The sequence below is a fragment of the Cytophagales bacterium genome, assembly GCA_033344775.1.
In the GTDB taxonomy this organism is placed as follows: Bacteria; Bacteroidota; Bacteroidia; order Cytophagales; family Cyclobacteriaceae; genus JAWPMT01.
In genome coordinates this window covers 1862424-1886768 of record JAWPMT010000005.1, presented here as the reverse complement: position 1 = coordinate 1886768, position 24345 = coordinate 1862424, and the positions used below count along the sequence as shown (strand labels likewise).

Below are 24345 nucleotides of genomic sequence, written 5' to 3'. Positions count from 1 at the left end.
TGAAGTGAAGAACCCCCACTCATCAATATCTGATTGGCAATCCATGCCTTGCTCTTTACCTTCATTTCGAAGAAAAAGAACATCAACATGGCAGTTCAGCAAAGAATTCAAGCATTGGTATGGATGTTGCTTACCAGCATCACATGCTTTGCGCAACAAAACACTTTTCACTTAGAAGATTTAAATAAGCTGACCAGCATTTCATCGCTGAGCATCTCACCGGATGGTAAGTCTGCGATTTTCATGACAGCTAATCGCAACATGGAGACCAATCGTTTTGATCGGGCATTGATGCTGCTGACCATACGGAACAAAGAAGCAAAGCAAATCGCTAAGGAGTTCGCTGGCATTAGTTCTCCTTCCTGGACGAAGGATGGGAAGTCCATTTCGTTTTTTGCCAGTAGAGAGGCCGGCCGTCAACTGTTTGTCTGGAATGTAAAATCGGGATCATCAAGTGTGGTGTTGAATGCTGAAGCCAAAGCCTCTCGCTATTACTGGAGCCCTAACGGCAAGCACATTTCCTATTCTGTGAGAGAACCAGCCGAGCCCGAGAATGAGAATTCATTCAATGATGCTTTTAAAGTAGGAAGTAACGACTATTTCGTTCAGGGGCCTTCTGGTAGTACTTCTGTTTGGATCGCTGATGCCGATGGACGGAATGCCATGAAAATTACTCCAGAAGGATTTACAGTAGCTACAGGGCTCACTACCTCCTCTATTTCATGGTCACCTGATAGTAAAATGATCGCATTCACGAAATACCCTTCTCCTAACTCTGGGGATTCGGATCTGGGAAGGAACTTCATCTATGACCTGGATTCGAAGGAGATGAAGGCGGTCACTTCAAATACACAAAGAGAATCTTCGCCGGTTTTTCATCCGGATGGAAAGTCATTGATCTATCGCTATCCACGTGATGGCTTCCCTTCCAATATGGTTGACCTGCATCAGGTTGATCTTGCAACAGGTCAGATCAGCAATATTTCTCAATCCTTTGACAAAGCCACTTCCGGAACTTCATGGACCGGATCAGGGGCAATGGTTGTTAGAGCGATTGATCAGTGGGGGAATGGACTTTTTCAATTCGACGGAGCCAAGGCTATGAAGCTCAATATCGGAGAGCTGGCTTCTGTTGCCAGTTTTAGCATGGCCAAAGATGGGAGCATGGTTTTGACCGCTGCTAAAAAAGATTTACCGGCTGAGATTTATTACAAAAAGAACCTAAATGCTGATCCGGTACAGTTGACTGACTTTCATTCCTTTATAAAAGACATCAATCTGGGTATGCAGGAAGGTATAGAGTGGTCGAGTAGTGATGGACTTTTGCCTACAGGAATAATCACCTATCCGCCAAATTTCGATCCTAATAAAACCTATCCATTGGTCCTGCAAATTCATGGAGGCCCTAGTGCTTCCTCTTTGCTAGGGTTCAGTCCGGTTACACAGGCGATGGCTGCAAAAGGCTGGATAGTTTTTCAGCCGAATTATCGAGGCAGCACCAATGGAGGAAATAAGTTTCAGTCGGCCATTTCTAAAGACCCAAGCGAAGGACCCGGTCATGATGTAATCACCGGAGTGAATGTGCTCAAAGAAAAGTCTTATGTAGATGCCGATAGGATTGGAGTCTCGGGTTGGTCCTATGGCGGCTGGATGACTTCCTGGCTTATTGGTCGGTACCCTGAGGTTTGGACGGCCGCTGTTGCGGGGGCTGCTCCCGTCGATTGGACCGATATGTATAGCTTGAATGACCTCAATAGAATGAGACGTCACTCAATTGTTGAATCTCCCTATGTTGGTGACAACCTGACATGGGCCTATGAAAACTCGCCGATCTCCAACTTCTCGAAACTCAAAACGCCTACCTTGATCATGTCAAAGACGGGAGACGCGCGTGTGACGATTACAGGTTCCTATAAGTTATATGGGGCCTTAAGAGACAACAATGTCCCGGTAGAATTCATTGCTTACCCAGGCCCAGGGCATTTCCCGAGTGACCCGGTAAGATCGCTGGATGTGTATACCCGATGGATTGGATGGCTTGAAAAATATTTGGGTGATGAAGAATCAATGGAAGCGACGATTGAGAATAAATAGTAGTGTTCTATTAAAAAAATAGGAAATCAACTTTGCTGCCTTTAGAGCCGTGGTGAAACGCAATAGTTCTCCGAGGCTGAAAAATAGAATTAGTTATTCAGTAATTTAAAAAAAGCCCGATGACCAATCGGGCTTGTTCACTACCCATCACGTGAATAGAGAGAATGAAGCTTAAAGTTTCTTATTGCTCATTTTTCATCCTGATGATCACTACTCCGTTTTTGCCTTCTTTGCCATATTCAATGATAGCCGATTCACCCTTGAGCACCTCGACACTTTTGATCTCATCCGGATTCACCTGCTTGATCTTTTTGACTCTTTTTGTCTCCTTTCCATCCACGACGATGAAAATCGGTTCTTGTTTGGAGTCACCTTTGTTTTTGATCTTCAGTTCGACTCTTGGGTCGATGATATGCACTTCATCAGTGCCATCAATTTCGCTTAATAATTGTTGTTGCTCTTCCGTAAGTCGGTTTTTGATGCTGAGGTAAACTGCCAGCCGCTTCTTCTTGATCTCGCTTTCCAATGCCATCACTTTTTCCATCAGTTGCATGGCCGCATCACTGTCTACTTTAGATTCTTTCAGTAGTTCACTTAGTTGTAGATTGGCCTCATCCAGGTCCCATTTGAGGTTGTTAAATGCTCCGGTATTTTGATTGTAAAGTCCGCGGATGAAGTCTACCTGATCCGGTTTTAGTTCGATTTTGGATCGATATTTCATTACCCGTTCTGCCGAGTAATTGGTGATCTCTTGCTGGCCTGTTTGTGCAAAGGCCGCTGTACTGAAAAGCACCATCGCGATTAATAATACTTGTTTCATTTTGTTGTGTTTTTATAGCCCTGTTAATAAAATGTCTGTTTCTGATCGCCATTGGTCCATGCCCGGCAATTCCAATTCGTCTTTCTCAGTTAATTCCTCCGCTGTTGGGAATTCATAGGAAATAATGATCTCAGTAATGTCTGCTTCTGATTCCTGTGAGATAAACCCCCATTGATAGGTCGCCAATCCAATCATGAGTAAAGCAATCACAGCGGCATAACGCCAAAACGGAGTGCTTCCACTTTTTTCTTGCGGCGAAGGGATCAACTCATCAATCTCAGGGATCGGAATTGTAACCTCTTCAGTTTTTAATTCGTCAAAGAATTGCTGCAACTCCTGATCTTCCATTTGTGGATTATTTGACTTTTTCATTTTCGATCAGTTCTTTCAATCTTTTCTTGCCCCGTTGATAGTGTGTTCGAGCGGTTCCTAAATTGCATTCCATTACTTCTGCCGCGGCTTCTATCGTCAGGTCGTGATAAAAAACCAGTAGCAATATTTCTCTTTGCTTTTCAGAAAGCTGATGGAGTAACCGGTTATAACTAGCAGATGTCTGTGTATGATCTGCTGGTCGATCGTTCACTTGGTTGAGGTCAACAAATTCATGTCGCCTTTGCTTTTTCATCTCATCGATGGCTGTAAACCGAATTACCGAAAAAAGCCAGGTTTTGACTTGCGCCTGCTGATCAAATTTTGCTTTACCCTCCAGGATTTTCAGATAGACCATCTGCAAAACATCCTTCGCTAATTCAGGATCGCCGTGGCAACAATGGCAAGCCCACCGGTAAGCAACTTCGTGTTGCTGAGAGATGATATGCCTTAGCCATTTTCGATCCATGTTCACCTCTTAGTCGGGGTTAGTAGTGATTTATAGGACAGGCAGACAAAAAATAGTAGAATTCTTTACCGGGTTGAACAGAAGGTCCGTCATTTCGGCATTTTTATCTCGATATTGAATTTATGAGATGAAAATAGCCGTAATCTCTAAAGGAAGACGGACCTGTTTGAAATTGGACTACTTATATCTCCAACTGGTCAGGTCGGCACCTGGAGGAGCACTCTCCTGGATGCGCGCCATGATTTTATCGACATACATCGTGTTGTACCTCAGGCGAGTGACGTGGTTCGGTAATTCAGGATCCCCATTCCAGCAATGTTCAGACCGGTCACCATAAGCCACTTCACCATCATAGTATGGATCGGTCGTGCTTTCCAAAAAGTCTTCCATCAAATAGACCGCATTGTTGAGGTAATAATTGTCCATGTCCCCACAATAGATCCTGATCTTGCCTTTGAGTTTCTCACCTAACTCGTCCCAATCTCGTTCCAGGATGTGGCGGAGGTCATAGTTTTCTTTCCAGTATTCGGCTACTTCTGGATTAATTTCACCCGTGACTTTGTCCCACAAACGAACGGGATAACCATCGGTCCCTTGAGGTGAGTATGTTGCTTCCCATATGTCCCATTGCTGTCCGGAGCGTGATTTATCACCAAGGGCGTACTCCCGATGATTCATGCCTTTGAGATAAGCACTGACTTCTCCAAGGTAGTTTCGATGGCCTGGAACCAGCGATGCTTTGTGTTCGCCGCGCTTGTAATAGGCATTTTCATCCTCGTAAATGTTGGTCAGGCAAAAGGCCCGGAAATCAATTGGATCTGGACATGCCGCGAAACAGCCATTGTACTCATCCGGGTACATGACCTGTACCGCCAAGGCCTCCCAGCCTCCTGTTGATCCACCATAAAGGAAACGAGACCAGGGTTCTCCTTGTCCTCGAAATTGCGCTTCGATGTAGGGGATCAGTTCATAGGTGATGGCATCGCCCCATGGTCCCTGACTCGCGGAATTCACGGCATACGAATCGTCATAATAAGGAGTAGGATGTTGGATTTCGATGATCAGGAATCGAGGAAAATCCTCGCTGATCCATTGTTGATATTGATCATAAGCTTCCTGCTGCTGCATGATGTTGTAGCCGGAGATACCAAAACGAGCTGAATAATCGGGCTCCAGGTCTTCATCCGGTGGATCGGTTCTAAAGCCCCCGAAATCATAAGGGAAGTGGCCATGGAAGATCATTAATGGATATTTGGCTTCCGGATGCTCATCAAACCCTTTTGGTAACAGGACGTGTGCGCCCAGGTACATGTCTCTGCCCCAAAACTCACTGAGGAGCTCACTTTTCATTTGTACATGCTTGATCCATTTCGTATCCGAAGGTGGAGCGATAGGAGGGATGATCTGATCCATCACTATGTCAACGGAACCACCTTTTCTGACCCTCACTTTCTTGGGTGCACTATAGATGTTGCCAGGAGATCGGTTCCATTGCTGCCCTTCTCCATTGTCCATTGGTAATTTGACCGTTTGCCCAGTGGACAAATTGAAGGTCTCGTAAGTATGGAGCAAGGCCTGAACCCAATACTCGCCAGGTTTTAGATCAGACAGCTTCTGGATGGGATAGCCAAATGCTTCATCATCAAAGGTCACCGGCTGATTCGGCGCATAACCTTCCACATTTTGGCCGTAAATCAACTGCGTGGTATTGTTGTCTCGAATCTGAAACCGAGGTTCCGCCGTGCTGTCCGTCGAGAACATCAACAATAGACGTCCATCCAGGGATTCCTCCGAGAAAGCATTGGAAAAAGAAACATTTACTGTGAGTTGGGCAGGAGGTGTCTGGCAGGATTGGAAGAGCAGAACCAGAATGAAGAGAGCAAGCAGATGTTTCATGGATGTCCGGTTTAGGTTTTATTTAGATCGTCAATGCCTTTAAGTTAGAGAAAAGGAACGTCATGCGAGCGCGCGAAGCAATCTCAGATATTCTTTCGAAATAGAAATCCGGAACAGACTGCAGCTTCGGTGTTGACCGACCAGGCAGTCCGATTCAATTCTTCGCAGAGATTGGGTCGCATAGATGAATGCTAACTTAATGGCATAATATGTATTAAACGAATTTCGTGGATCCAGGAACTGGAACTGGATAATTACCATCTCGATCTGGTAGTACAGGTGCCGTATCATTGAAGGAAGAAAGGTCCGGAACCAATTTGAGGTCAGTAGCCATCGCTTGTTCCCAGGTAATGTCTTGTCCCGAATAAGTTGCCATCCTTCCGAGTATGGCCGTCATGGTGCTGTTAGCACCATTTTCAGCATCTGCAAATTTGTGTTCTCCGGCTTTAATTGCAGCAAACAGCAAATTGTGTTCTTGTTGGTAGGGGTTGATATCGTATTCGCCTTCATGCTCGTAGATCACCTTGCCTTTGCTTTTGATCACACCGAAATTTCCTGAGTTCACGGTAACGCTTCCTTTGGTTCCCTGGAACACTTCTTCGACGCGATTCATGCATCCTTTTTGGTGACGACACTGACTGGCCACTACCTGACCTTCCGGATAGGTAAATTCTACAAAATGATGGTCAAAGATTTGCCCGTGATCACGGCCATTTCTTGTTTCACGTCCACCCATGCCTTGTGCGGAAGCTGGAACCGAACCAATGAACCAGTTGGCTACGTCGATGTTATGGATGTGCTGCTCCAAAATGTGATCTCCACACAACCAGTTGAAGTAATACCAATTTCGCATCTGATACTCCAGTTCTGTTTGCTGATATTCCCTTGGTCTTACCCAAACGCCCGCACTGTTCCAATAAACCTGCCCAGAAACGATATCACCGATTTTCCCCTGATCAAGTCTGGATTTAACATCCAGGTAGCTTTTTTGATAGTGACGTTGTAATCCAACGACAACATTGAGCTTGTTTGCTTTGGCCTGCTTCGCAGTTTCCAGCACTTTCTTCACGCCAACCACATCGGTTGCTACCGGTTTTTCCATGAACACATGCTTACCTTTTTCAATGGCATAGGCAAAGTGCAAATGCCGGAAGGCCGGAGGCGTCGTAAGGATCACTACATCGGCCAGGTCAATGGCCTTTTTGTAGGCATCAAATCCCACGAATTTTGTGGCATCCGTGACTTTGACCTGATCCCCAAATTTTTTGGAAAGTCCCTTGAAGCTTTGATCCAATCTATCCTGAAAAGCCTCAGCCATGGCTACCAGTCGTACATCCGCATCAGCAGTCATCGCCTGAGCCGCGGCACCAGTTCCTCGACCGCCACAGCCGACCACCGCTACTTTGATTTCTCCAGCCGCCCCTACGTAGGCGCTTGATTCAGCAGGTAATGTCGTGTACAGCAAACCTGCACCTGCAGCCTTCGCAGTGTTTTTTAAGAAGTCTCGGCGATTGGAAGATGAATTTGATGACATGTCTTTTTGGGTTTAGGTCAGTTAATATTCTTCGATCGGATTGATCCAGAAAGATTCCATGGTTTGCGAATCTGGTGTTTTTAGGGGCCTGACGATCCGAAAGCCCACATGCGTCGCATCCGTATGCCACCACAGGCTTTTAGGAAATTGAGGATCCTGTTTTTTCCACGCTGCCGTAGAGTAGCCTCTGGCCCATGAAGTTAGTTCTTCTTTTGTATCCCTGAACGAGCCTCCTCTCACCACATGTGGGTAGAGTTCTTCTTCCAGATGTACTGGGTTTTGATTTTTATCTTTCAGATGATCGTAATTTGATTGATACGTATCCAAAACCCATTCAGTGGCATTGCCATGCACATCATACAAGCCCCAGGGGTTGGGTGCTTTTTGACCCCCTTTTTGTAATTGTCCATCACTGTTTTCAGCGAACCAGGCGTGATCAGCCAGTTGGTTTTTTGGGGCTGAAAAATCAGTTGTTGTCCCACCACGGCATGCGTATTCCCATTCAGCTTCGGTAGGTAATCGATAGAAGTTTCCGGTTTTGGCAGTCAGCCACTTGCAGAACTGTGAAGCGGCATATTGTGTCATACATATGGCTGGATATCCCGGTCGGTTAAAATTGACGTAGGGCATGGTGGCGCCAGATATGGCATCAATATCCATGGAAATGCCGCCTTTTGAGGAGGTTTGTACATCATCAATTTCCCGGTACAGAAAGAGCTCAAATTGATCCCAGGTGATTTCATAGGTGCCGATCCAGAAATCGTCGATGATTACTTCGTGAACAGGAGAGCTTGAGGAAGTTTTGGCCGATCCCATTTGAAATGTTCCTCCCTTGATGGGTGTCATGGAGATTTGCTCATCGGATCCTTCCAGCGCAATTGAATAAGGTTCAAAAGAGGCGTCTGCCCATTGATTTCCAAGAATCAGTAGTAGACAAAAAAGTAGTCCTGGGATGTAGATGGGTCTGCTCACTTTCGGAAGAGGCAGAAGTTAAATATTTGGGAAGGACTTTCCAAAAGGAGGGCGTTTCTAAAAAGTAGATTGTATTCAAAAATTAAGATCTACCATGGAGTAAAGAAAGTGAAGCTTTAGAAACCTTTTCCTTCCAAATTCCCCACAATACCTTCTTTTTGAAAGTGGGATTAATGGCGTTTCGAAAGCTTCACCAGTATAATGACAATTAAAGTAGGAGTTCGTAAAAGCCGAATAAACTCAAAGCGATTGACTGATCTCAGCCAATGCACTGCTCACCGAGCGTGCATCGGTTCTTATTTTCTCTTCGAGAGAATGGATTTTTTCCTGAAGATCAGGATCTCGTAACCAGTATTGCTCCAATATCGCAGAAACCCCTTCCCGGTACCATTTTAAATTCTGTTCTGTTCTGTTTTGACGGAAGTAATCATTTGCACGGGTTTTGGATTCGTATTTCAAAACTTGCTCCCACAATTCAGCAATGCCTTCATTTTCTTGTGCTGAACAGGTTGTTACCGGCACTGTCCAACCGGAAAGGCTGGGAGGAAACAAGTGCATGGCCTTTTGGTAGGTTCTGGCGGCAATGGTGCTTTGGGTTTTATTGGCGCCATCGGCTTTATTGATAGCAATACCATCGGCCATTTCCATGATGCCTCTCTTAATACCTTGCAGGTCATCTCCACCTCCAGATAGCATTAGCAATAGGAAGAAATCCACCATGTCTTTTACGACCGTTTCGCTTTGGCCAACTCCTACTGTTTCCACAATGATCACATCAAAGCCTGCTGCCTCACACAAGTAGATGGTTTCCCTGGTTTTTTTTGCCACCCCGCCAAGTGAAGTGCCAGAAGGACTAGGGCGCACAAAGGCCCGCTGATGACGGGACAATTCGTTCATTCTTGTTTTATCACCCAAAATACTGCCGTGTGATAGGGAACTACTTGGGTCAATGGAGAGCACCGCCGGCTTCTTGCCCAATGCGATCAGGTGAAGGCCCAGTGCTTCGATAAAGGTACTTTTTCCTACACCAGGCACACCTGTGATTCCGAGACGAATGGATTTTCCTGTCTCAGGAAGTAGGTCTTCGATTAGCTCAGCTGCAGTAGCCTGATGGTCAGCACGTTTACTTTCCACTAAGGTAATTGCCCGGCTCAGCAGAATTCGATTCCCTTTTTTTATTTCCTCGCTTATTTTTGTTACCGTTGGAAGGCGATTTTGGTTCATTCACCGAATATTCTGTGGATATAACAACCTGACACGGTCAAGATCAGTAAATTCATTAAAATAAATTAGCTTTTTCACGTCTGACTTGATCGATAAGTCGAATAAACATTAATTGCGGGTAAATTAAGATTTTTTCACCCACTAACCGATGCTACGATGTTCAGGAAACTTTGGCTTGATGTAATTCTTGGCACTCTCTTTGTCTTTGGGCTGATGGGACTTTTTAAGTCTGCGTCTGCCTTCAAAATATTCGAGATTTTCGATCCGATCGCTGACGCACTTGGAGATTTTCAGGTGACCGATATTGTATTTTCCCAACTCAGGAATGACCCTATAGCGGATGATCGGATTGTTTTGGTCAACATTGGTGCCGAATCTCGCGGCACGGTAGGGATCATGGTTGACAAGATCAATCAACACAATCCTGCCGCGCTTGCAATGGATACTTTTTTCATGATTCCGAAGGATACCCTGGAAGACATGATCCTGGAAGGTGCTCTTAATTCTGTTGATAATCTGGTGATGGTCAGCCAAATGATCGTTGATGACGATAATACGGTTGATACGGTATTCTACAGCCTTGACAAGTTCAACACCAATGCGACTTTCGCTCACGCCAATTTGGATGCTGAGGCTGAGAGTCAGGATGAACTGAAATTTTGTCGTCAATTTTGGCCAAGACGCATTGCAGATGATGGTACCGAGCATATCGCCCTTGGCATCAAAATGGCCAGTTATCTTGACCCTGAAAAAGCTGAAAAATACCTGGATCGAGATAACCTGATTGAACTCATCAATTTTAAAGGAAACGTCATGGATTTTGGCGCTTCAAAATTTGGCACTAAATACAGTGCTTTGGATTGGCCGGATGTATTAGAAGAGAATTTTACGCCAGAAATGATCCAGGGAAAGCTGGTGATTTTTTGTTATTTAGGTGACTACCTGGGAGATCGGAAAAATTTTGAGGATAAGTATATCACTCCATTAAACTCTGTTTATGCAGGTCGAACGTTACCTGATATGTACGGAGGAGTGATTCATGCCAATATCGCCTCGATGGTATTGAGTGATGACCCTGTGAATCATATGTCAGATTTCTGGCAGGTCACAATCGCCATCATTTTATGCTTTTTGAATGTCGCATTGTTCTCTGTCATCTACAAAAAAATCCCGAAATGGTACGATGGATCGACAAAACTTATACAACTCATCGAATTATTGTTCTTTTATTTCCTAATGGTTCAGATCTTTGATTCGTATAATTATTATGTTGATTTGACAATCGCGCTGGTAGCGATTGCACTTTCCGGTGATGCATTGGAGGTTTACTACGGAGTGATCAAGAATACATTTACCAAAGAGGGTAGACGGGCATTATTTAAGGCTGACCGGCTATAATATCCGTTGAACAAACATGATAAACATTTAACTTTGTAACCACTAAATACAGATCATAATGAAAAAGAAGGTTTCGTCGGTTTTGCTGTCACTGGCGCTAACGATTGGAGTAGCTTTTGGACAGGGTTTTACTTTTAAAGTCCTCGCCAATAAGGGACAAAACAAAGTGAAGAAAGCTAGCGGAGATGTGGTTGTGCTCAAAACAGGTGCGCTACTCTTCGAAGGAGAAGAACTTCTGACGTCTGCAGATGCTTACATCGGATTGATGCACAAATCGGGTAAGACGACAGAGTTGAGAGGCGAAGGGGCAAATAAAGTTGTTGACCTTGCTTCTAAAATCAATACGAAAAAAACATCTGCCGCCAGTAGATACGCCCAATTCATTGCCGCCAAAATGAATGAAGGTGATAGAGGAGGAATCAGATCAAGATCAAACACTACCGGAGCGGTTCAACGTGGTGGTGACGGATCTATCCAGGTTTTATTACCAAGCTCAGTAGATGTGTTTAGTTCGGATGCAGTCGTACGATGGAGAGTTCCTGAAGGGACTGAAGATGGAACCCAGTATGTGGTGACCATCAAAAACATCTTCGACGAAGAAATTTTCACGCAGGAAACAGATAAGAATCACATCGACCTTTCCTTTGATGAAATGGAAAATGAGTCAGGATTGTACATTTTCACCGTCGTTCAGAAAGACAATGAAGAAGTTGCTTCTGGTGATTACGGCATTAAAAAGGTGAATGCCTCTGACAAGCCTGAGATTGCGGAAAATCTTACTGCACTAACAGAAGAAGTTGCTGCAGATTCGCCACTTAGCAAAGTGGTACTGGCGACATTCTTCGAAGAGAATGCTTTGTTGCTGGATGCACTGACCAAGTACGAAGAAGCCATTCAACTCTCTCCTGAAGTGGAGTCATTCAGAGATCTTTACGAAGATTTCCTGATTAAGAACGGAATTGTGGAATAGCCACCACACAAAAAGAAATGATCGGAAACCCCGCCAGAAGTGGCGGGGTTTTTTATTTTCAAGGTCTTAAACCTAATGAATACCATGACGATTGAAAATGAGTTGCTCTCCGCTATCATTGCGCCGAAAGGGGCTGAATTGCAAAGTCTTGTCCTGAAAGCTTCGGGTCATGAATACATTTGGGAGGCGGACCCTGCTCATTGGGGCAAGCATGCACCGGTTCTTTTTCCATTCATCGGCATGTTGAAAGGCGATAGTTACCTGTATAAAGGTCGGCGGTATCCAATGGATAAGCATGGATTTGCCAGGGATCATGTATTTGAGATGGTTTCAAATACGGAAGAGGCGGTTACCTTCAGACTGGCGTCTAATGAGCAACTTCGGGCCAAATATCCATTTGAGTTCCAATTGGATGTCTCTTACAGATTCAAAGGACAATCTATCATCAATGAATATGTGGTGCGAAACCTGGGTGACGAGCCCATGCCCTTTTCAATAGGTGGCCATCCTGCCTTTAGATGTCCGCAACTTCCAGGCGAGCAAAGATCAGATTATCGATTGGTTTTTAACAAGGAAGAAGATATTGAAACACACATGCTGGGTGAAGATGGTTTTTTTAGTGGCGAGACCCGACCCTGTTTTTCTGGGAAAACACTTCCAATCACTGATCCCCTTTTCGATGATGATGCACTGGTCTTTAAGTCCTTGAATTCTACCAATGTGTCTTTGGAAAGAGGGGACAAGCGATGGCTCAAGTTTCATTATCAGGGATTTCCTTATCTAGGCATATGGTCCATGTCCCGAACCTCACCCTTTGTTTGCATAGAGCCCTGGTTCGGAATGGCAGATCACAAGTATCACGAAGGAGATATTGAGAAGAAGGAAGGAGTACAGATCGTTCAGCCTGGGGATGAGTTTGTGTGTGATTTCAGGGTGGAAGTTTTTTAATGATTGTTGCTTTAAGAAGCGTACTTGAACGGAATATATAAAAGACACTTTTACAAGTCGTTATTCTGCAATTGGGGGACTTATCTGATACACATTTATACAAAATGAGCTAATGCTGCTTGAATAAAACCGGATTGCCTACGGATAAAAGCACTCTGGAAATGTCTTACAAACCACATTTTTCCCTGTTAGCAATTTTTTTTTGGGTGCCGAAGGTATTTGTGGTTTATTTGGCGACACAAACAATTAGACAACTTACCTATGTCCAGACATTTCTCGAAACAACTGATAGTTGCATTTATTTTGCTATTTCAGGTAATCACGGCTCATTCGCAATTCATAACCACATGGAAGACGGATAATCCGGGAGAATCCAATAATAATCAGGTCAAGATCCCAACATTTAGTCGGTATTCTTATAATTATTCGGTTGACTGGGGGGATGGAAATAGTGATACTGGTGTTACCGGATCGATCACACATACTTATAATACACCGGGTACTTATACGATTGCTATCTCTGGTGACTACCCATATATGACTTTTGATGCACTAGAAGATGCTCAGAAGCTCATGACTATTGAACAGTGGGGGGGTATTGAGTGGCAAGATATGACAAGCTCCTTTTACGGCTGCACTAATTTGACTTATAACTCCACGGATCAGCCGGACTTGAGCAGGGTTACTTCAATTGCTGAAATGTTCAGGGATGCACATCAATTCAATGCAGACATCAGCGATTGGGACGTGTCCAATATTACGGATATGTCGGTGATTTTCCTCGATGCGACATCATTTGATCAGGACCTGAGTAATTGGGATATGTCCGGTGTAACTGATTTAAGTGCTGCTTTTGATAATAGTGGGATGTCCCGGGAAAACTATGATAATACATTGATTGGTTGGTCCAGGCAGAATTTGCAGAGTAATGTATTCTTGGATGCTTCAGGAGTGAACTTTTGTGCCGCTGAGGATGCGAGACAAAAGCTAATTGATGACTTCAGTTGGAACATCAACGGTGGAAACTTGTCATGTGATGGGACAGAAATTTTATCTTTTACATTTTCGAATCAAGCTACGGATACCAAAATTGACTACAAAAATCGTACGATTGATGTTACACTGAAGCAAGGAGCGAATTTATCAGCTGTTGCTCCGTCGCAAATTGATTTGCTTTCAGGCGCTTCTGTTAGTCCTGCTGTAGGGGTAAATAAGGACTTTTCTTCCTCTGCCATTACTTACACAGTGACCAATGGTAGTGATACCGAAGATTGGGCAGTTTCAGTTTCTCGAATACCTTCGGAAGCAACAGACATTATCGGTTTTTCATTTCCTGAACAGGCAAGTTCCGCTGTAATTGATGGAACTACCCATACCATCGAAATTGATGTGTTGCCTGGGACCAATCCAAATGGGTTAGTTCCAATTATTGCATTATCAGATGGAGCCACAATTTCACCGATGAGCGGGCAAAGCCAGGATTTTAGTGAGTCATTTACCTACACAGTCACTGCAGAAGATGAGTCCACCACAGAAGATTGGTCCGTTAACGTGCATGTTATTTCACAGGAGACAGACTTCATTTCATTTGAAGTAGACAATCAATTGTTTCCAGCTGTCATTGATGCGGCGAATCATACGGTATCCATTTCTGTCCTGGATCGATCAAATCTCGCAGATCTAAATGAAATATTTGAGCTATCTCTCGGAGCCACTATCTCTCCAGTTAGTGGAAGCTCACAGGATTTTAGTAGCCCGGTGATTTATACGATCACGGCAGAAGATGGCACCACTACCCAGGATTGGACCGTGACCATTACAAAAGACGACACCTCTTTCGTGACGAAATGGAAAACGGATAATCCAGGTGATTCAGAAGACATTGAAATTACGATCCCTACCAATTTGAATTTCACTTATGATTTTGACGTGAATTGGGGGGATGGTACGTCAAGTACAAATGTAACCGGAGATATTACACATACCTATGCTGAGACCGGGACCTATACTGTTTCTATATCCGGAGAATTTCCTTCTATTTATTTTAATAATCAGGGAGATAAGGAGAAGTTTTTGAATGTACTCCAATGGGGTAACATGAACTGGGAGAGTATGGAAAACGCCTTCTATGGCTGTTCCAATCTGACTTACGAAGCTTTGGATGATCCGGATTTGAGCATGGTGTTCCGAATGGATAACATGTTTCGAGGCGCGAGCGCATTCAATGGGGCCATTGGTTCGTGGGACGTGAGCCGCGTGGCATCCATGGGTTGGATGTTTTCCGAAGCATCATCTTTCAATCAACCCCTTGATGCATGGAATGTTTCCAACGTACGGGACATGATAGCCATGTTCTTTTTTGCCACAAGCTTCGATCAAGATTTGAATAATTGGGATGTCAGTGAGGTAAGAGATATGTTTGGTATGTTCAACAATGCCCCGGCATTCAATGGAGCTATTGGAAACTGGGATGTGAGTAGTTGCACACAGGTCGCAGCCATGTTTGGAAATGCCAGTTCATTCAATCAGGACATCAGTAACTGGGATATCAGCAATGTGACGAACGCTGCAGGAATGTTCAATAATGCGACAGCATTTAATCAAGACATCAATCGGTGGGACGTTACCAATGTAGGAGAAATGCAATCCATGTTTGCAGGGGCGACAGCATATGACCAAAGCATGGAGGATTGGTACATTGTTTCGGTATCCAATATGTCCAACATGTTTGATAATAGTGGACTAAGTCGTCCAAATTATGACACAACTGTGAAAGGATGGGCTGATCTGAATGTTCAGCCTAATGTGACAGTAGGCACTCAGGGATTGTCATATTGTACCAGTGAATCCGAAAGACAAAGGCTTATCAATAACAAAAACTGGATATTCTCCGGAGACACTAATGTATGTGGTACTGAAGCGGAGATCACGTCATTCATGCTCCCGGGTCAAATCGGATCACCTTTTATTGATAGTGACAATGCCACGGTTACGATTAGTGTTTTGGGAGGAACAGATCTGTCCTCGGTTGTTCCCGATGTGCAAATTTCCGAATTTGGACTGCTAACCCCGTCAGCAGATCAGGCGCAAAACTTCTCTATCGATCGGTCTTACCGGGTAAATTCAGAAGATCGGAATGCCATCAAAGATTGGACCATCAAAACCAATGTACTTGAGCAGACCAATTTCATTACTACATGGGACACTCGAAAAACTGGCTCTTCCAATAACGACCAGATCACGATTCCGGTTAACCCCCTACTTGTCTACGACTATCAGGTGGATTGGGGAGATGGGAATACGGATACCAATATGACTGGGTCCACTACCCATACTTATGCGTCTGAGGGAGAATATGTTGTTTCCATTTCCGGGACTTTCCCTGCAATTTATTTCAATGATTCCGGAGATAAACAAAAGTTGTTGAGCATCGCCCACTGGGGTGATAATGCCTGGATGTCCATGGCCAATGCTTTTGAGGGGTGCAGTAACCTGGCTTATTCCGCGACTGATATGCCGGATCTTTCGAATGTGACCGATATGACACGGATGTTCCGAAATTGTACGGTTTTCAATGGGGATATTGGTAATTGGGATGTAAGCACGGTGCAATTGATGGCATCTACATTCTCCGGAGCGCAGGCATTTAATCAAGATATTGGTGGCTGGAACGTGGGTAATGTTACGACCATGGAAAGCTTGTTTCACTCCTGTTCCGCTTTTAATCAAGACCTTTCATTATGGGATGTCAGTAAAGTAACGTCCATGGCTGTCATGTTTGCTTCCTGTCATTCGTTCAATCAAGAGATCGGAGATTGGAACGTGGGCAATGTGGTGAATATGAATGGCATGTTTTCCGGGGCCGTGGCATTTAATCATGACATTAGCCAGTGGGATGTGAGTAAGGTAGCAATAATGACTTCCATGTTTGGAGATGCTGATGCGTTCAACCAAAATCTTAATTCATGGGATGTGAGTAGCGTGGTTTTAATGAATCAAATGTTTTTCGGTGCTGTCAACTTTAATCAAAGTGTTTCACAGTGGAACGTGTCTAATGTGATCGATATGAGTAACATGTTTACTCAAGCCTTCAAATTCGATCAAAACCTTTCCTCCTGGAATGTCGAGAAGGTAACCAACATGGACCGGATTTTTGAGTTGAGCGGTCTTTCAGGTCAAAATTATGATTTGATATTAAAAGGATGGTCTGGTCAAAATTTGAGTAGTAATGTCACACTTGGAGCTACAGGCGTAACCTACTGTGCTGCAGCCACAGAAAGACAATCCATGATTGATACTTATGGCTGGAACATCGTTGATGATGGGCTTAGTTGCAATGATGAAACTGATATCTTATCGTTTCTGGTATATGATCAGGATTTTGAGAATGATCCTGCAAGAGCTGCCGATATTGACCTCATCAACCATACGGCCAGTTTGAAAGTAGTCAATGGTATAGATCTCACATCTGTTTTTGGAGAAGTCAAATTGAGTATGGGCGCTACTTCTAATATAATAGATGGCTCTCGACAAGATCTGTCCGCTCCTATCGTCATAACCGTTACCGCGGAGGACGGGACAACTACACAGGATTGGACTTTAAGTGCTACAAATTTAGGAGGTTCAACCACCCCTTTCATCACTACCTGGAAGACGGACAATGCTGGGGACTCTAACGATGATCAGATCACGATTCCTACCACTGGAACTGGTTACGACTATACGGTAGATTGGGGAGATGGGAGTTCTGACAATAATGTGACTGGAGATATCACTCATACCTATGCCACTGCCGGAACTTATACTGTTTCGATTACGGGCGATTTCCCAAGGATCTATTTTAATAATGCAGGCGATAAATCAAAATTATTGACTGTCGAGCAATGGGGGGACAATCCATGGTCAAGTTTTGAAAATGCCTTTCGAGGTTGTGAAAATTTTGATTTGAATACTACAGATGTTCCTGACCTCTCCAACGTTAAGTCCATGCGATATGCCTTTGGAGGCGCAAAGACATTCAATGGAAATGTCACGCAATGGGATGTTAGTAACATTATCGATATGTCAGGCTTGTTCTCAGGCGCGACCATTTTTGATCAGCCCATTGGTGGTTGGGATGTGAGTAATGTTACCGATATGGGTAATATGTTTTCAGGAGGTATCGACTTTAATCAAAATATCAATGCCTGGGATGTGAGTAATGTTACGGATATGCAGTGGATGTTCGCCAACTCTACGGCGTTTAACCAACCGGTTGATGACTGGGATGTGAGTAGTGTTACCAATATGCAGGCCATGTTTGCCTTGTCACAAGTGTTTAATCAGGACTTGTCAAGTTGGGATGTGAGTAGCGTGACTGATATGAGCTTTATGTTCCAGTGGTCTGGAGCATTCCAGGGAGATATCAGTACCTGGGATGTTAGTAGTGTCAGATCCTTTGTCTCGACCTTCAACGGTATTTCTTACAACCCTGATGTGACCAATTGGGACGTTGGGAAGGTTGAAACATTTTGGTCCATGTTCAGAGACAACTCGACCTTCAATCAAGATATCAGTGGATGGAATACCTCTAGTGCCACGTCAATGAGTCAGTTTTTTTTGAATGCTACGGCCTTCAATCAAGACATCAGTAGCTGGGACGTAAGTAGTGTGACTGATATGAGTAGCATGTTTAATGGTGCTTCCGCTTTCAATCAGGACATCAGTGGATGGAATACCTCCAAGGTTACGGATATGAGTCAGATGTTCAATAATGCCTCGGCTTTTAATCAAGATATTGCTAATTGGGACGTGAGCAATGTAACCAATATGCAGGCCATGTTACAGCATGTTTCTTTATTCAACTTCAATCTGAAAAGTTGGGATGTGACGAAGGTCACTAACATGTCGAGTATGCTGTCAAATTCGGGGTTGTCTAAAAACAATTATGACGCCACTTTGACCGGTTGGGCAGCACAAAACCTGCAACATAATGTATCCCTGGGCGCAAGTGGATTGCTTTATTGTACCACGTTTACTGGCAGACAAAAACTGATAGATGATTTTAACTGGTCTATCGTTGGGGATGTCGTGAACTGTGAGATCGGAACGGATATCCTGTCAGTTTCATTGCCCGTTTTAGTCGCTGATCCAATCATTGATGTGGCGAATCATACCGTAACGCTTGAAGTAGCGGCTGGTACTGACTTGACCACACTAGCCCCTCTGATTGAGTTAGGAGATAATGCCGGAATTTCTCCGGCAATTGGAGTAAGTACTGATTTTTCCAGTCCTGTGACCTATACCGTCACTGCCGAAGATGGGACTACCATACAAGAATGGATCATTACCGTAAATCTAAATCAAACCTATTTTACGACTACCTGGAAAACGGATAATGCCGGTGTGACAGATGGAGATCGAATCAGAATACCAACTCAGATCAATTCATCTTATCAGTATAAGATATACTGGGGTGATGGGAGGTTTGACGAAAATGTCACTGGATTTATTGAGCATACGTACGCCACACCGGGAACTTACACGGTTTCAATTACCGGAGACTTCCCTGCGATCTCATTTGATTTTAGAGGGGATAAGGAAAAGCTGATTGCCATCGAACAATGGGGAGATATCAGCTGGAGATCTATGTCTTCAGCTTTTGCTGGGTGTTCTCAAATGGAGCATCGAGCCACCGACCAGCCTGATCTTTCAAATGTCACAAGTATGACTTCCATGTTTCAGGACGCTGTTTTGTTCAACGGAGCCATCGATGATTGGGACGTGTCAAACGTGACCAACATGGGGAACCTGTTCAATGGTGCTACTTCCTTCAATCAAGATCTGAATTCCTGGGATGTTTCTAATTTACTCGATATGTCTTCCATGTTTTCAGGGGCGACATCATTTAATGGGGATATCTCAGCGTGGGATGTAAGTAAGGTTCGATTCATGTATGCCATGTTTATCGGAGCTACGGCGTTCAATCAGGATATTGGAAGCTGGTCCGTAGGAAATGTTTGGGACATGGGCTACATGTTCACCAATGCTTCGGCCTTTAATCAAGACATAGGAAACTGGGATGTGAGTAAGGTAACCAACATGGAATTCATGTTCAACAATGCATCTGATTTCGATCAGCCGATTGATTCGTGGAACGTTGGTGCGGTGACGAACATGCGATGGATGTTTAACAAGGCAAAGGCATTTAACCAGCCCGTTGGCTCCTGGGATGTTTCCAAGGTCACAAAGATGGATGATATGTTTAGCGAGACGGATGTGTTTAATCAAGATATCAGTGCATGGGATGTCAGCAGTGTAACGACCATTGACTGGATGTTTTGGCAAGCAAAGATGTTTGATCAACCGGTAGGTGATTGGGATGTAAGCAGTCTGACTACCCTGGTAGGGACATTCAACGAATCACCCTTCAATCAGGATATTTCATCCTGGGATGTGAGTGGCGTTACGGACATGAGATTGACATTCGCTAATAATGATTTTTTTAATCAGGATTTGTCTGCATGGGATGTAAGTAAGGTGACCAACATGTTTGGTACCTTTTCCAGGGCAACCGCTTTCAATCAGGATATCTCTGCATGGGATGTCAGTAGTGTGACCAACATGTTGAGAATGTTCGATAGAGCTACTGTGTTCAATCAGGATCTATCTGCCTGGCAAATAGCAGCAGTGACGAATGTCAATGAGCTTTTTGATGACAGTGGGCTTTCGAATGAGAATTATGATCTAATTCTAACTGGTTGGTCCACTCAAAACCTTCAAAATGGACTGACTTTCGGAGCAGCGAATGTCAACTATTGCGCAGCTACTGCCGAACGGCAGTCAATCATCGATTCGATTAACTGGACCATTACTGACGGAGGTCAATCTTGTGATGGCACTGAAATTCTGACTTTTGAATTTGCCGAGCAAACCGGTGCTGCGACCATTGATGCATCGGCGGCTACAGTATCTGTTGAGCTTATGAGTGGAACAGACCTGATAACTGTAACTCCCTCAGCAGTCACCGTTTCATATGGAGCCACGATTTCTCCAGAACCGAGCACAGCGCAGGACTTTTCTAATCCAATTACTTATACCGTTAATTCCGCTGATGGATCTTCTAAGGATTGGGTTGTCACGGTTACGGAAGCCCCTTCTACTGCAACAGATATTACTTCATTCGTATTGGCAGAAGAGACTGGTTCCGCGACAATCAATGCAACTGATCATACTGTCACGATTGAAGTGGCCAATGGGACTGATTTGAGTTCACTGACGCCAACTATTGCTTTGTCTGATGGAGCGAATATTGAAGCCGCCAGTGAAGTAACTCAGGACTTTAGCTCATCGGTGGCGTACACAGTCACTGCTGAAGATGGAACGACGACTCAGACCTGGACAGTAACCGTGACTGAAGCGCCTTCTACAGCAACAGACATTACTTCATTCGTATTGTCAGAAGAGACCGGTTCCGCAACGATCAATGCAACCGATCATACGATCGCTATTGAAGTGGCTAACGGAACCGATTTGAGTTCACTGACACCAACGATTGCTTTGTCCGAAGGAGCGAGTATTGAAGCTGCCAGTGGAGTATCCCAGGACTTTAGCACATCTGTAGCGTACACGGTCACTGCTGAAGATAGAACTACCACTCAAACCTGGGCCGTTACGGTGACTGAAGCACCTTCTACGGCAACAGACATTACTTCATTCGTATTGGCCGAAGAGACCGGTGCCGCAATGATCAATGCAACCGATCATACGATCGCTATTGAAGCGGCTAACGGAACTGATTTAAGTTCACTGACACCAACGATTGCTTTGTCCGATGGAGCGAGTATTGAAGCCGCCAGTGGAGTAACTCAGGACTTTAGCACATCTGTAGCGTACACGGTCACTGCTGAAGATGGAACTACCACTCAAACCTGGACCGTTACAGTGACGGAAGCACCTTCTACGGCAACAGACATTACTTCATTCGTATTGGCAGAAGAGACCAGTTCCGGAACAATCAATACATCCGATCACACGATCACGATTGAAGTGGATAACGGAACTGATTTGAGCGCACTCTCTCCAACGATAAGTGTCTCCAGTGGTGCTAGCATTACTGAAGCAAGTGGCGTAGTTCAGGATTTTAGCTCATCAGTGGCATACACAGTAACTGCAGAAGATGGAACTACGACTCAAATCTGGACTGTGACGGTGACAGAAGCTTCTTCCACAGCAACAGAGATCACATCATTTGTACTCGCAGAGGAGACCGGTTCCGCAACGATCAATACCACCGATCACACGATCACCGTTGAAGTGGCGAATGGTACGGACTTGACAACTCTTACTCCAGCCATAGGCGTTTCCAGTGGTGCTAGCATTACTGAGGCAAGTGGTGTAGTTCAGGATTTTAGTTCCCCGGTAGAATATACGGTTACCGCAGAAGACGGGGCCACCACTCAAATCTGGACCGTGACCGTGACAGAAGCACCTTCTACGGCAACAGACGTTATTTCATTCGTATTGGCCGAAGAGACTGGTTCAGCAACCATCAATACGACCGATCATACGATCACCGTTGAAGTGGCGAATGGTACGGACTTGACGACTCTTACTCCAACTATAGGAGTCTCCAGTGGTGCTAGCATTACTGAAGCAAGTGGCGTAGTTCAGGATTTTAGTTCCCCGGTAGAATATACGGTTACCGCAGAAGATGGGGCCATCACTCAAACGTGGACCGTGACGGTGACAGAAGCACCTTCTACGGCAACAGACATTATTTCATTCGTATTGGCAGAAGAGACTGGTTCCGCAACCATCAATACGACCGATTACACAATCAACGTTGAAGTGGTGAATGGCACGGACCTGACGGCTTTGACTCCAACCATAGGCGTTTCAAGTGGCGCAAGTATATCTCAAGCAAGTGGCGTAGTTCAGGATTTCAGTTCGTCAGTGGATTACACGGTTACTGCAGAAGATGGGACTACCATTCAAGTCTGGACGGTCACCGTGAAGGAAGCCCCTTCCTTGGCTACGGACATCACTTCCTTTGTGATGGCTGAGCAAACCGGCGAGGCATCTATCAATACTGAAGGCCATACGGTAAATATTGAAGTGGCAAGTGGCACGGATGTAAAAGTACTTACACCAATTATCGGATTGTCCGAAGGTGCGAGTATATCACCGGCAAGCGACGCAACTCAAGATTTCAGTAACGCAGTGACTTACACCGTTACTGCAGAAGATGGAAATACAACCCAGGTTTGGGTGGTTACGGTAACTGTTGCTCCGGATTCACGATCCAGTGCTTCAGATATTGTCGCATTTGTGTTGACAGAACAAACTGGAGCAGCCACCATCGATGTAGGAGCACATTCAGTAAACATTGAGGTGGCTTACGGAACGGATTTGACGACACTCACTCCAACCATTGAAGTGTCAGCCGGAGCAAGTATTTCTCCTGCCAGTGAGATGCTACAAGATTTTAGCACTGTGGTGACATACACGGTTACGGCAGAGAATGAAACGACTCAGGAATGGACGGTTACCGTGACCGAAGCTCCATCAACTGATACCGATATTCTGGCATTCACATTGTTAGAACAATCGGGACCTGCCGTGATCAATGAGACGGACCATACTATTTCCATTGAAGTAGTCATAGAAACAGACTTAAGTAGTTTAACGCCAACGATAGCTATCTCCGATGGAGCCACGATCTCACCTGCGGCGACACAAGTTCAGGATTTTAGTGCAGCCGTTACCTACACAGTTACCGCTGAGGATGGTATGACTTCTCAGGATTGGGTGGTGACGGTGACAGAAGAAGAGGCACTTTCTGCTTCGACAAATGCCACGGTTCAAGTCTACCCCAATCCCGTAATTAAGGAGTTGACGGTAGATTTTTCGGAGCAAAGTGCGCGATCAGAGTTGACAATTGTGGATTCATCCGGGAGACAAATTTTGCGAGCTACTCAGGAGCGGCAAGGCAAGCTAATATTGAATGTAAGTGATCTGATGCCGGGTATGTACTTCTTAAAAGTTCAGGAAGGAGAAGACCTATCCACTTACAGATTCATAAAGGAATAAAAATAAAGTCCTTGCCGGCAGTCTTGTAGGTAAGGACTTTTTTAAGGCCTGATTTAAAACGCAACAAAAGCCTTCGCCTGATCTCTCAGTAGGTTCAAATAAAGTTCGTTGGTGATCTCACCTGCATCGTTCATGGCTTTGCCGATACCTGCCAGTTTAGGTTTTTGAGCCAGCACATTGGTGCCGCAATAATTGAAGATATCCGTTAAATGACTCATCGCTAGCACTGCTCCCTGTACTCCGGCGCCCAGTCCAACAAGTGCAGCTTTTTTCCCAGTGAAGGTTGTTGGGAATTCCAATCCGTCGATGAACGTTTTCAGAATTCCGGGGAAAGATCCATTGTACTCAGGAACAATAAAAACATACTTTTCCGTGTCTCTCATTTTCTCCCTAATCGGGTTAAAAGCTTCGTTTTTACCACTGTTTTGATAGAGCGCCGAAGCGATGAAATCATCTGGCAAATTGGCCAGGTCAATGATTTCACTTTCAACTCCCAGGTCGGTCAACAATACTTGATAGTGTTTAGCAACTTTATAGGAAACAGCACCAGGTCGATTGGTGCTACTTATAATTCTGATCAT

At 44.6% G+C, this 24345-nt stretch carries 13 protein-coding genes; 5 read left to right on the top strand and 8 right to left on the bottom strand.

All coding sequences use genetic code 11. The annotated features are described in order from the left end of the window. Positions 1-87: 87 nt before the first annotated feature. On the top strand, positions 88-2094 hold the full coding sequence (locus R8G66_25600) for a S9 family peptidase (GenBank protein ID MDW3195776.1): 2007 nt from the start codon (positions 88-90) through the stop codon (positions 2092-2094). Positions 2095-2275: 181 nt separating this feature from the next. On the opposite strand, the gene R8G66_25595 is transcribed toward R8G66_25600, so the two are convergent. The 7 genes from R8G66_25595 to meaB all read right to left on the bottom strand — a co-directional run bounded on the left by R8G66_25595 (position 2276) and on the right by meaB (position 9378). Beyond that, a complete protein-coding gene (locus tag R8G66_25595; GenBank protein MDW3195775.1) occupies positions 2276-2914 on the bottom strand; it encodes a hypothetical protein in 639 nt (212 codons plus the stop codon). 12 nt (positions 2915-2926) lie between these two features. Continuing rightward, entirely contained in the window at positions 2927-3286 is a 360-nt protein-coding gene (locus R8G66_25590) for a hypothetical protein (protein MDW3195774.1), read from the bottom strand. Next, on the bottom strand, positions 3270-3752 hold the full coding sequence (locus R8G66_25585) for an RNA polymerase sigma factor (protein ID MDW3195773.1): 483 nt from the start codon (positions 3750-3752) through the stop codon (positions 3270-3272). The genes R8G66_25590 and R8G66_25585 overlap by 17 nt, the downstream gene beginning before the upstream one ends. A gap of 177 nt (positions 3753-3929) precedes the next feature. Beyond that, positions 3930-5648 (bottom strand): alpha/beta hydrolase-fold protein, encoded by a 1719-nt coding sequence (locus R8G66_25580; protein ID MDW3195772.1) that lies wholly within the window; start codon positions 5646-5648, stop codon positions 3930-3932. 214 nt (positions 5649-5862) lie between these two features. Further along, a complete protein-coding gene (locus tag R8G66_25575; GenBank protein ID MDW3195771.1) occupies positions 5863-7182 on the bottom strand; it encodes a Gfo/Idh/MocA family oxidoreductase in 1320 nt (439 codons plus the stop codon). A 21-nt stretch (positions 7183-7203) separates the two neighbouring features. After that, a complete protein-coding gene (locus R8G66_25570) occupies positions 7204-8154 on the bottom strand; it encodes an SUMF1/EgtB/PvdO family nonheme iron enzyme (GenBank protein ID MDW3195770.1) in 951 nt (316 codons plus the stop codon). Positions 8155-8394: 240 nt separating this feature from the next. Then, positions 8395-9378 (bottom strand): methylmalonyl Co-A mutase-associated GTPase MeaB, encoded by a 984-nt coding sequence (gene meaB, locus R8G66_25565; protein ID MDW3195769.1) that lies wholly within the window; start codon positions 9376-9378, stop codon positions 8395-8397. Positions 9379-9534: 156 nt separating this feature from the next. Here meaB and R8G66_25560 point away from each other — a divergent pair, with 156 nt between their 5' ends. From R8G66_25560 to R8G66_25545, 4 genes are all read left to right on the top strand, one after another. Continuing rightward, the gene (locus tag R8G66_25560) at positions 9535-10776 is read left to right on the top strand and encodes a CHASE2 domain-containing protein (protein ID MDW3195768.1); all 1242 of its coding nucleotides are present in this window, start codon (positions 9535-9537) and stop codon (positions 10774-10776) included. A 58-nt stretch (positions 10777-10834) separates the two neighbouring features. Beyond that, a complete protein-coding gene (locus R8G66_25555) occupies positions 10835-11746 on the top strand; it encodes a hypothetical protein (GenBank protein MDW3195767.1) in 912 nt (303 codons plus the stop codon). A gap of 84 nt (positions 11747-11830) precedes the next feature. Next, positions 11831-12694 (top strand): aldose 1-epimerase family protein, encoded by an 864-nt coding sequence (locus R8G66_25550; protein MDW3195766.1) that lies wholly within the window; start codon positions 11831-11833, stop codon positions 12692-12694. Between the two features lie 261 nt (positions 12695-12955). Next, entirely contained in the window at positions 12956-23764 is a 10809-nt protein-coding gene (locus R8G66_25545; GenBank protein ID MDW3195765.1) for a BspA family leucine-rich repeat surface protein, read from the top strand. Positions 23765-23817: 53 nt separating this feature from the next. Here R8G66_25545 and R8G66_25540 read toward each other — a convergent pair whose 3' ends face one another. Beyond that, complete coding sequence (locus tag R8G66_25540; GenBank protein MDW3195764.1) at positions 23818-24345, bottom strand: NAD(P)H-dependent oxidoreductase; 528 nt, start codon at positions 24343-24345, stop codon at positions 23818-23820.

What these genes read in the sequence shown, in the direction of transcription:
- R8G66_25600 (MDW3195776.1), top strand. Translation starts at nt 88, where the DNA reads ATGGCAGTTCAGCAAAGAATTCAAGCATTGGTATGGATGTTGCTTACC.
- R8G66_25595 (MDW3195775.1), bottom strand. Translation starts at nt 2,914, where the DNA reads ATGAAACAAGTATTATTAATCGCGATGGTGCTTTTCAGTACAGCGGCC.
- R8G66_25590 (MDW3195774.1), bottom strand. Translation starts at nt 3,286, where the DNA reads ATGAAAAAGTCAAATAATCCACAAATGGAAGATCAGGAGTTGCAGCAA.
- R8G66_25585 (MDW3195773.1), bottom strand. Translation starts at nt 3,752, where the DNA reads ATGGATCGAAAATGGCTAAGGCATATCATCTCTCAGCAACACGAAGTT.
- R8G66_25580 (MDW3195772.1), bottom strand. Translation starts at nt 5,648, where the DNA reads ATGAAACATCTGCTTGCTCTCTTCATTCTGGTTCTGCTCTTCCAATCC.
- R8G66_25575 (MDW3195771.1), bottom strand. Translation starts at nt 7,182, where the DNA reads ATGTCATCAAATTCATCTTCCAATCGCCGAGACTTCTTAAAAAACACT.
- meaB (MDW3195769.1), bottom strand. Translation starts at nt 9,378, where the DNA reads ATGAACCAAAATCGCCTTCCAACGGTAACAAAAATAAGCGAGGAAATA.
- R8G66_25560 (MDW3195768.1), top strand. Translation starts at nt 9,535, where the DNA reads ATGTTCAGGAAACTTTGGCTTGATGTAATTCTTGGCACTCTCTTTGTC.
- R8G66_25555 (MDW3195767.1), top strand. Translation starts at nt 10,835, where the DNA reads ATGAAAAAGAAGGTTTCGTCGGTTTTGCTGTCACTGGCGCTAACGATT.
- R8G66_25550 (MDW3195766.1), top strand. Translation starts at nt 11,831, where the DNA reads ATGACGATTGAAAATGAGTTGCTCTCCGCTATCATTGCGCCGAAAGGG.
- R8G66_25545 (MDW3195765.1), top strand. Translation starts at nt 12,956, where the DNA reads ATGTCCAGACATTTCTCGAAACAACTGATAGTTGCATTTATTTTGCTA.
- R8G66_25540 (MDW3195764.1), bottom strand. Translation starts at nt 24,345, where the DNA reads ATGATCAGAATTATAAGTAGCACCAATCGACCTGGTGCTGTTTCCTAT.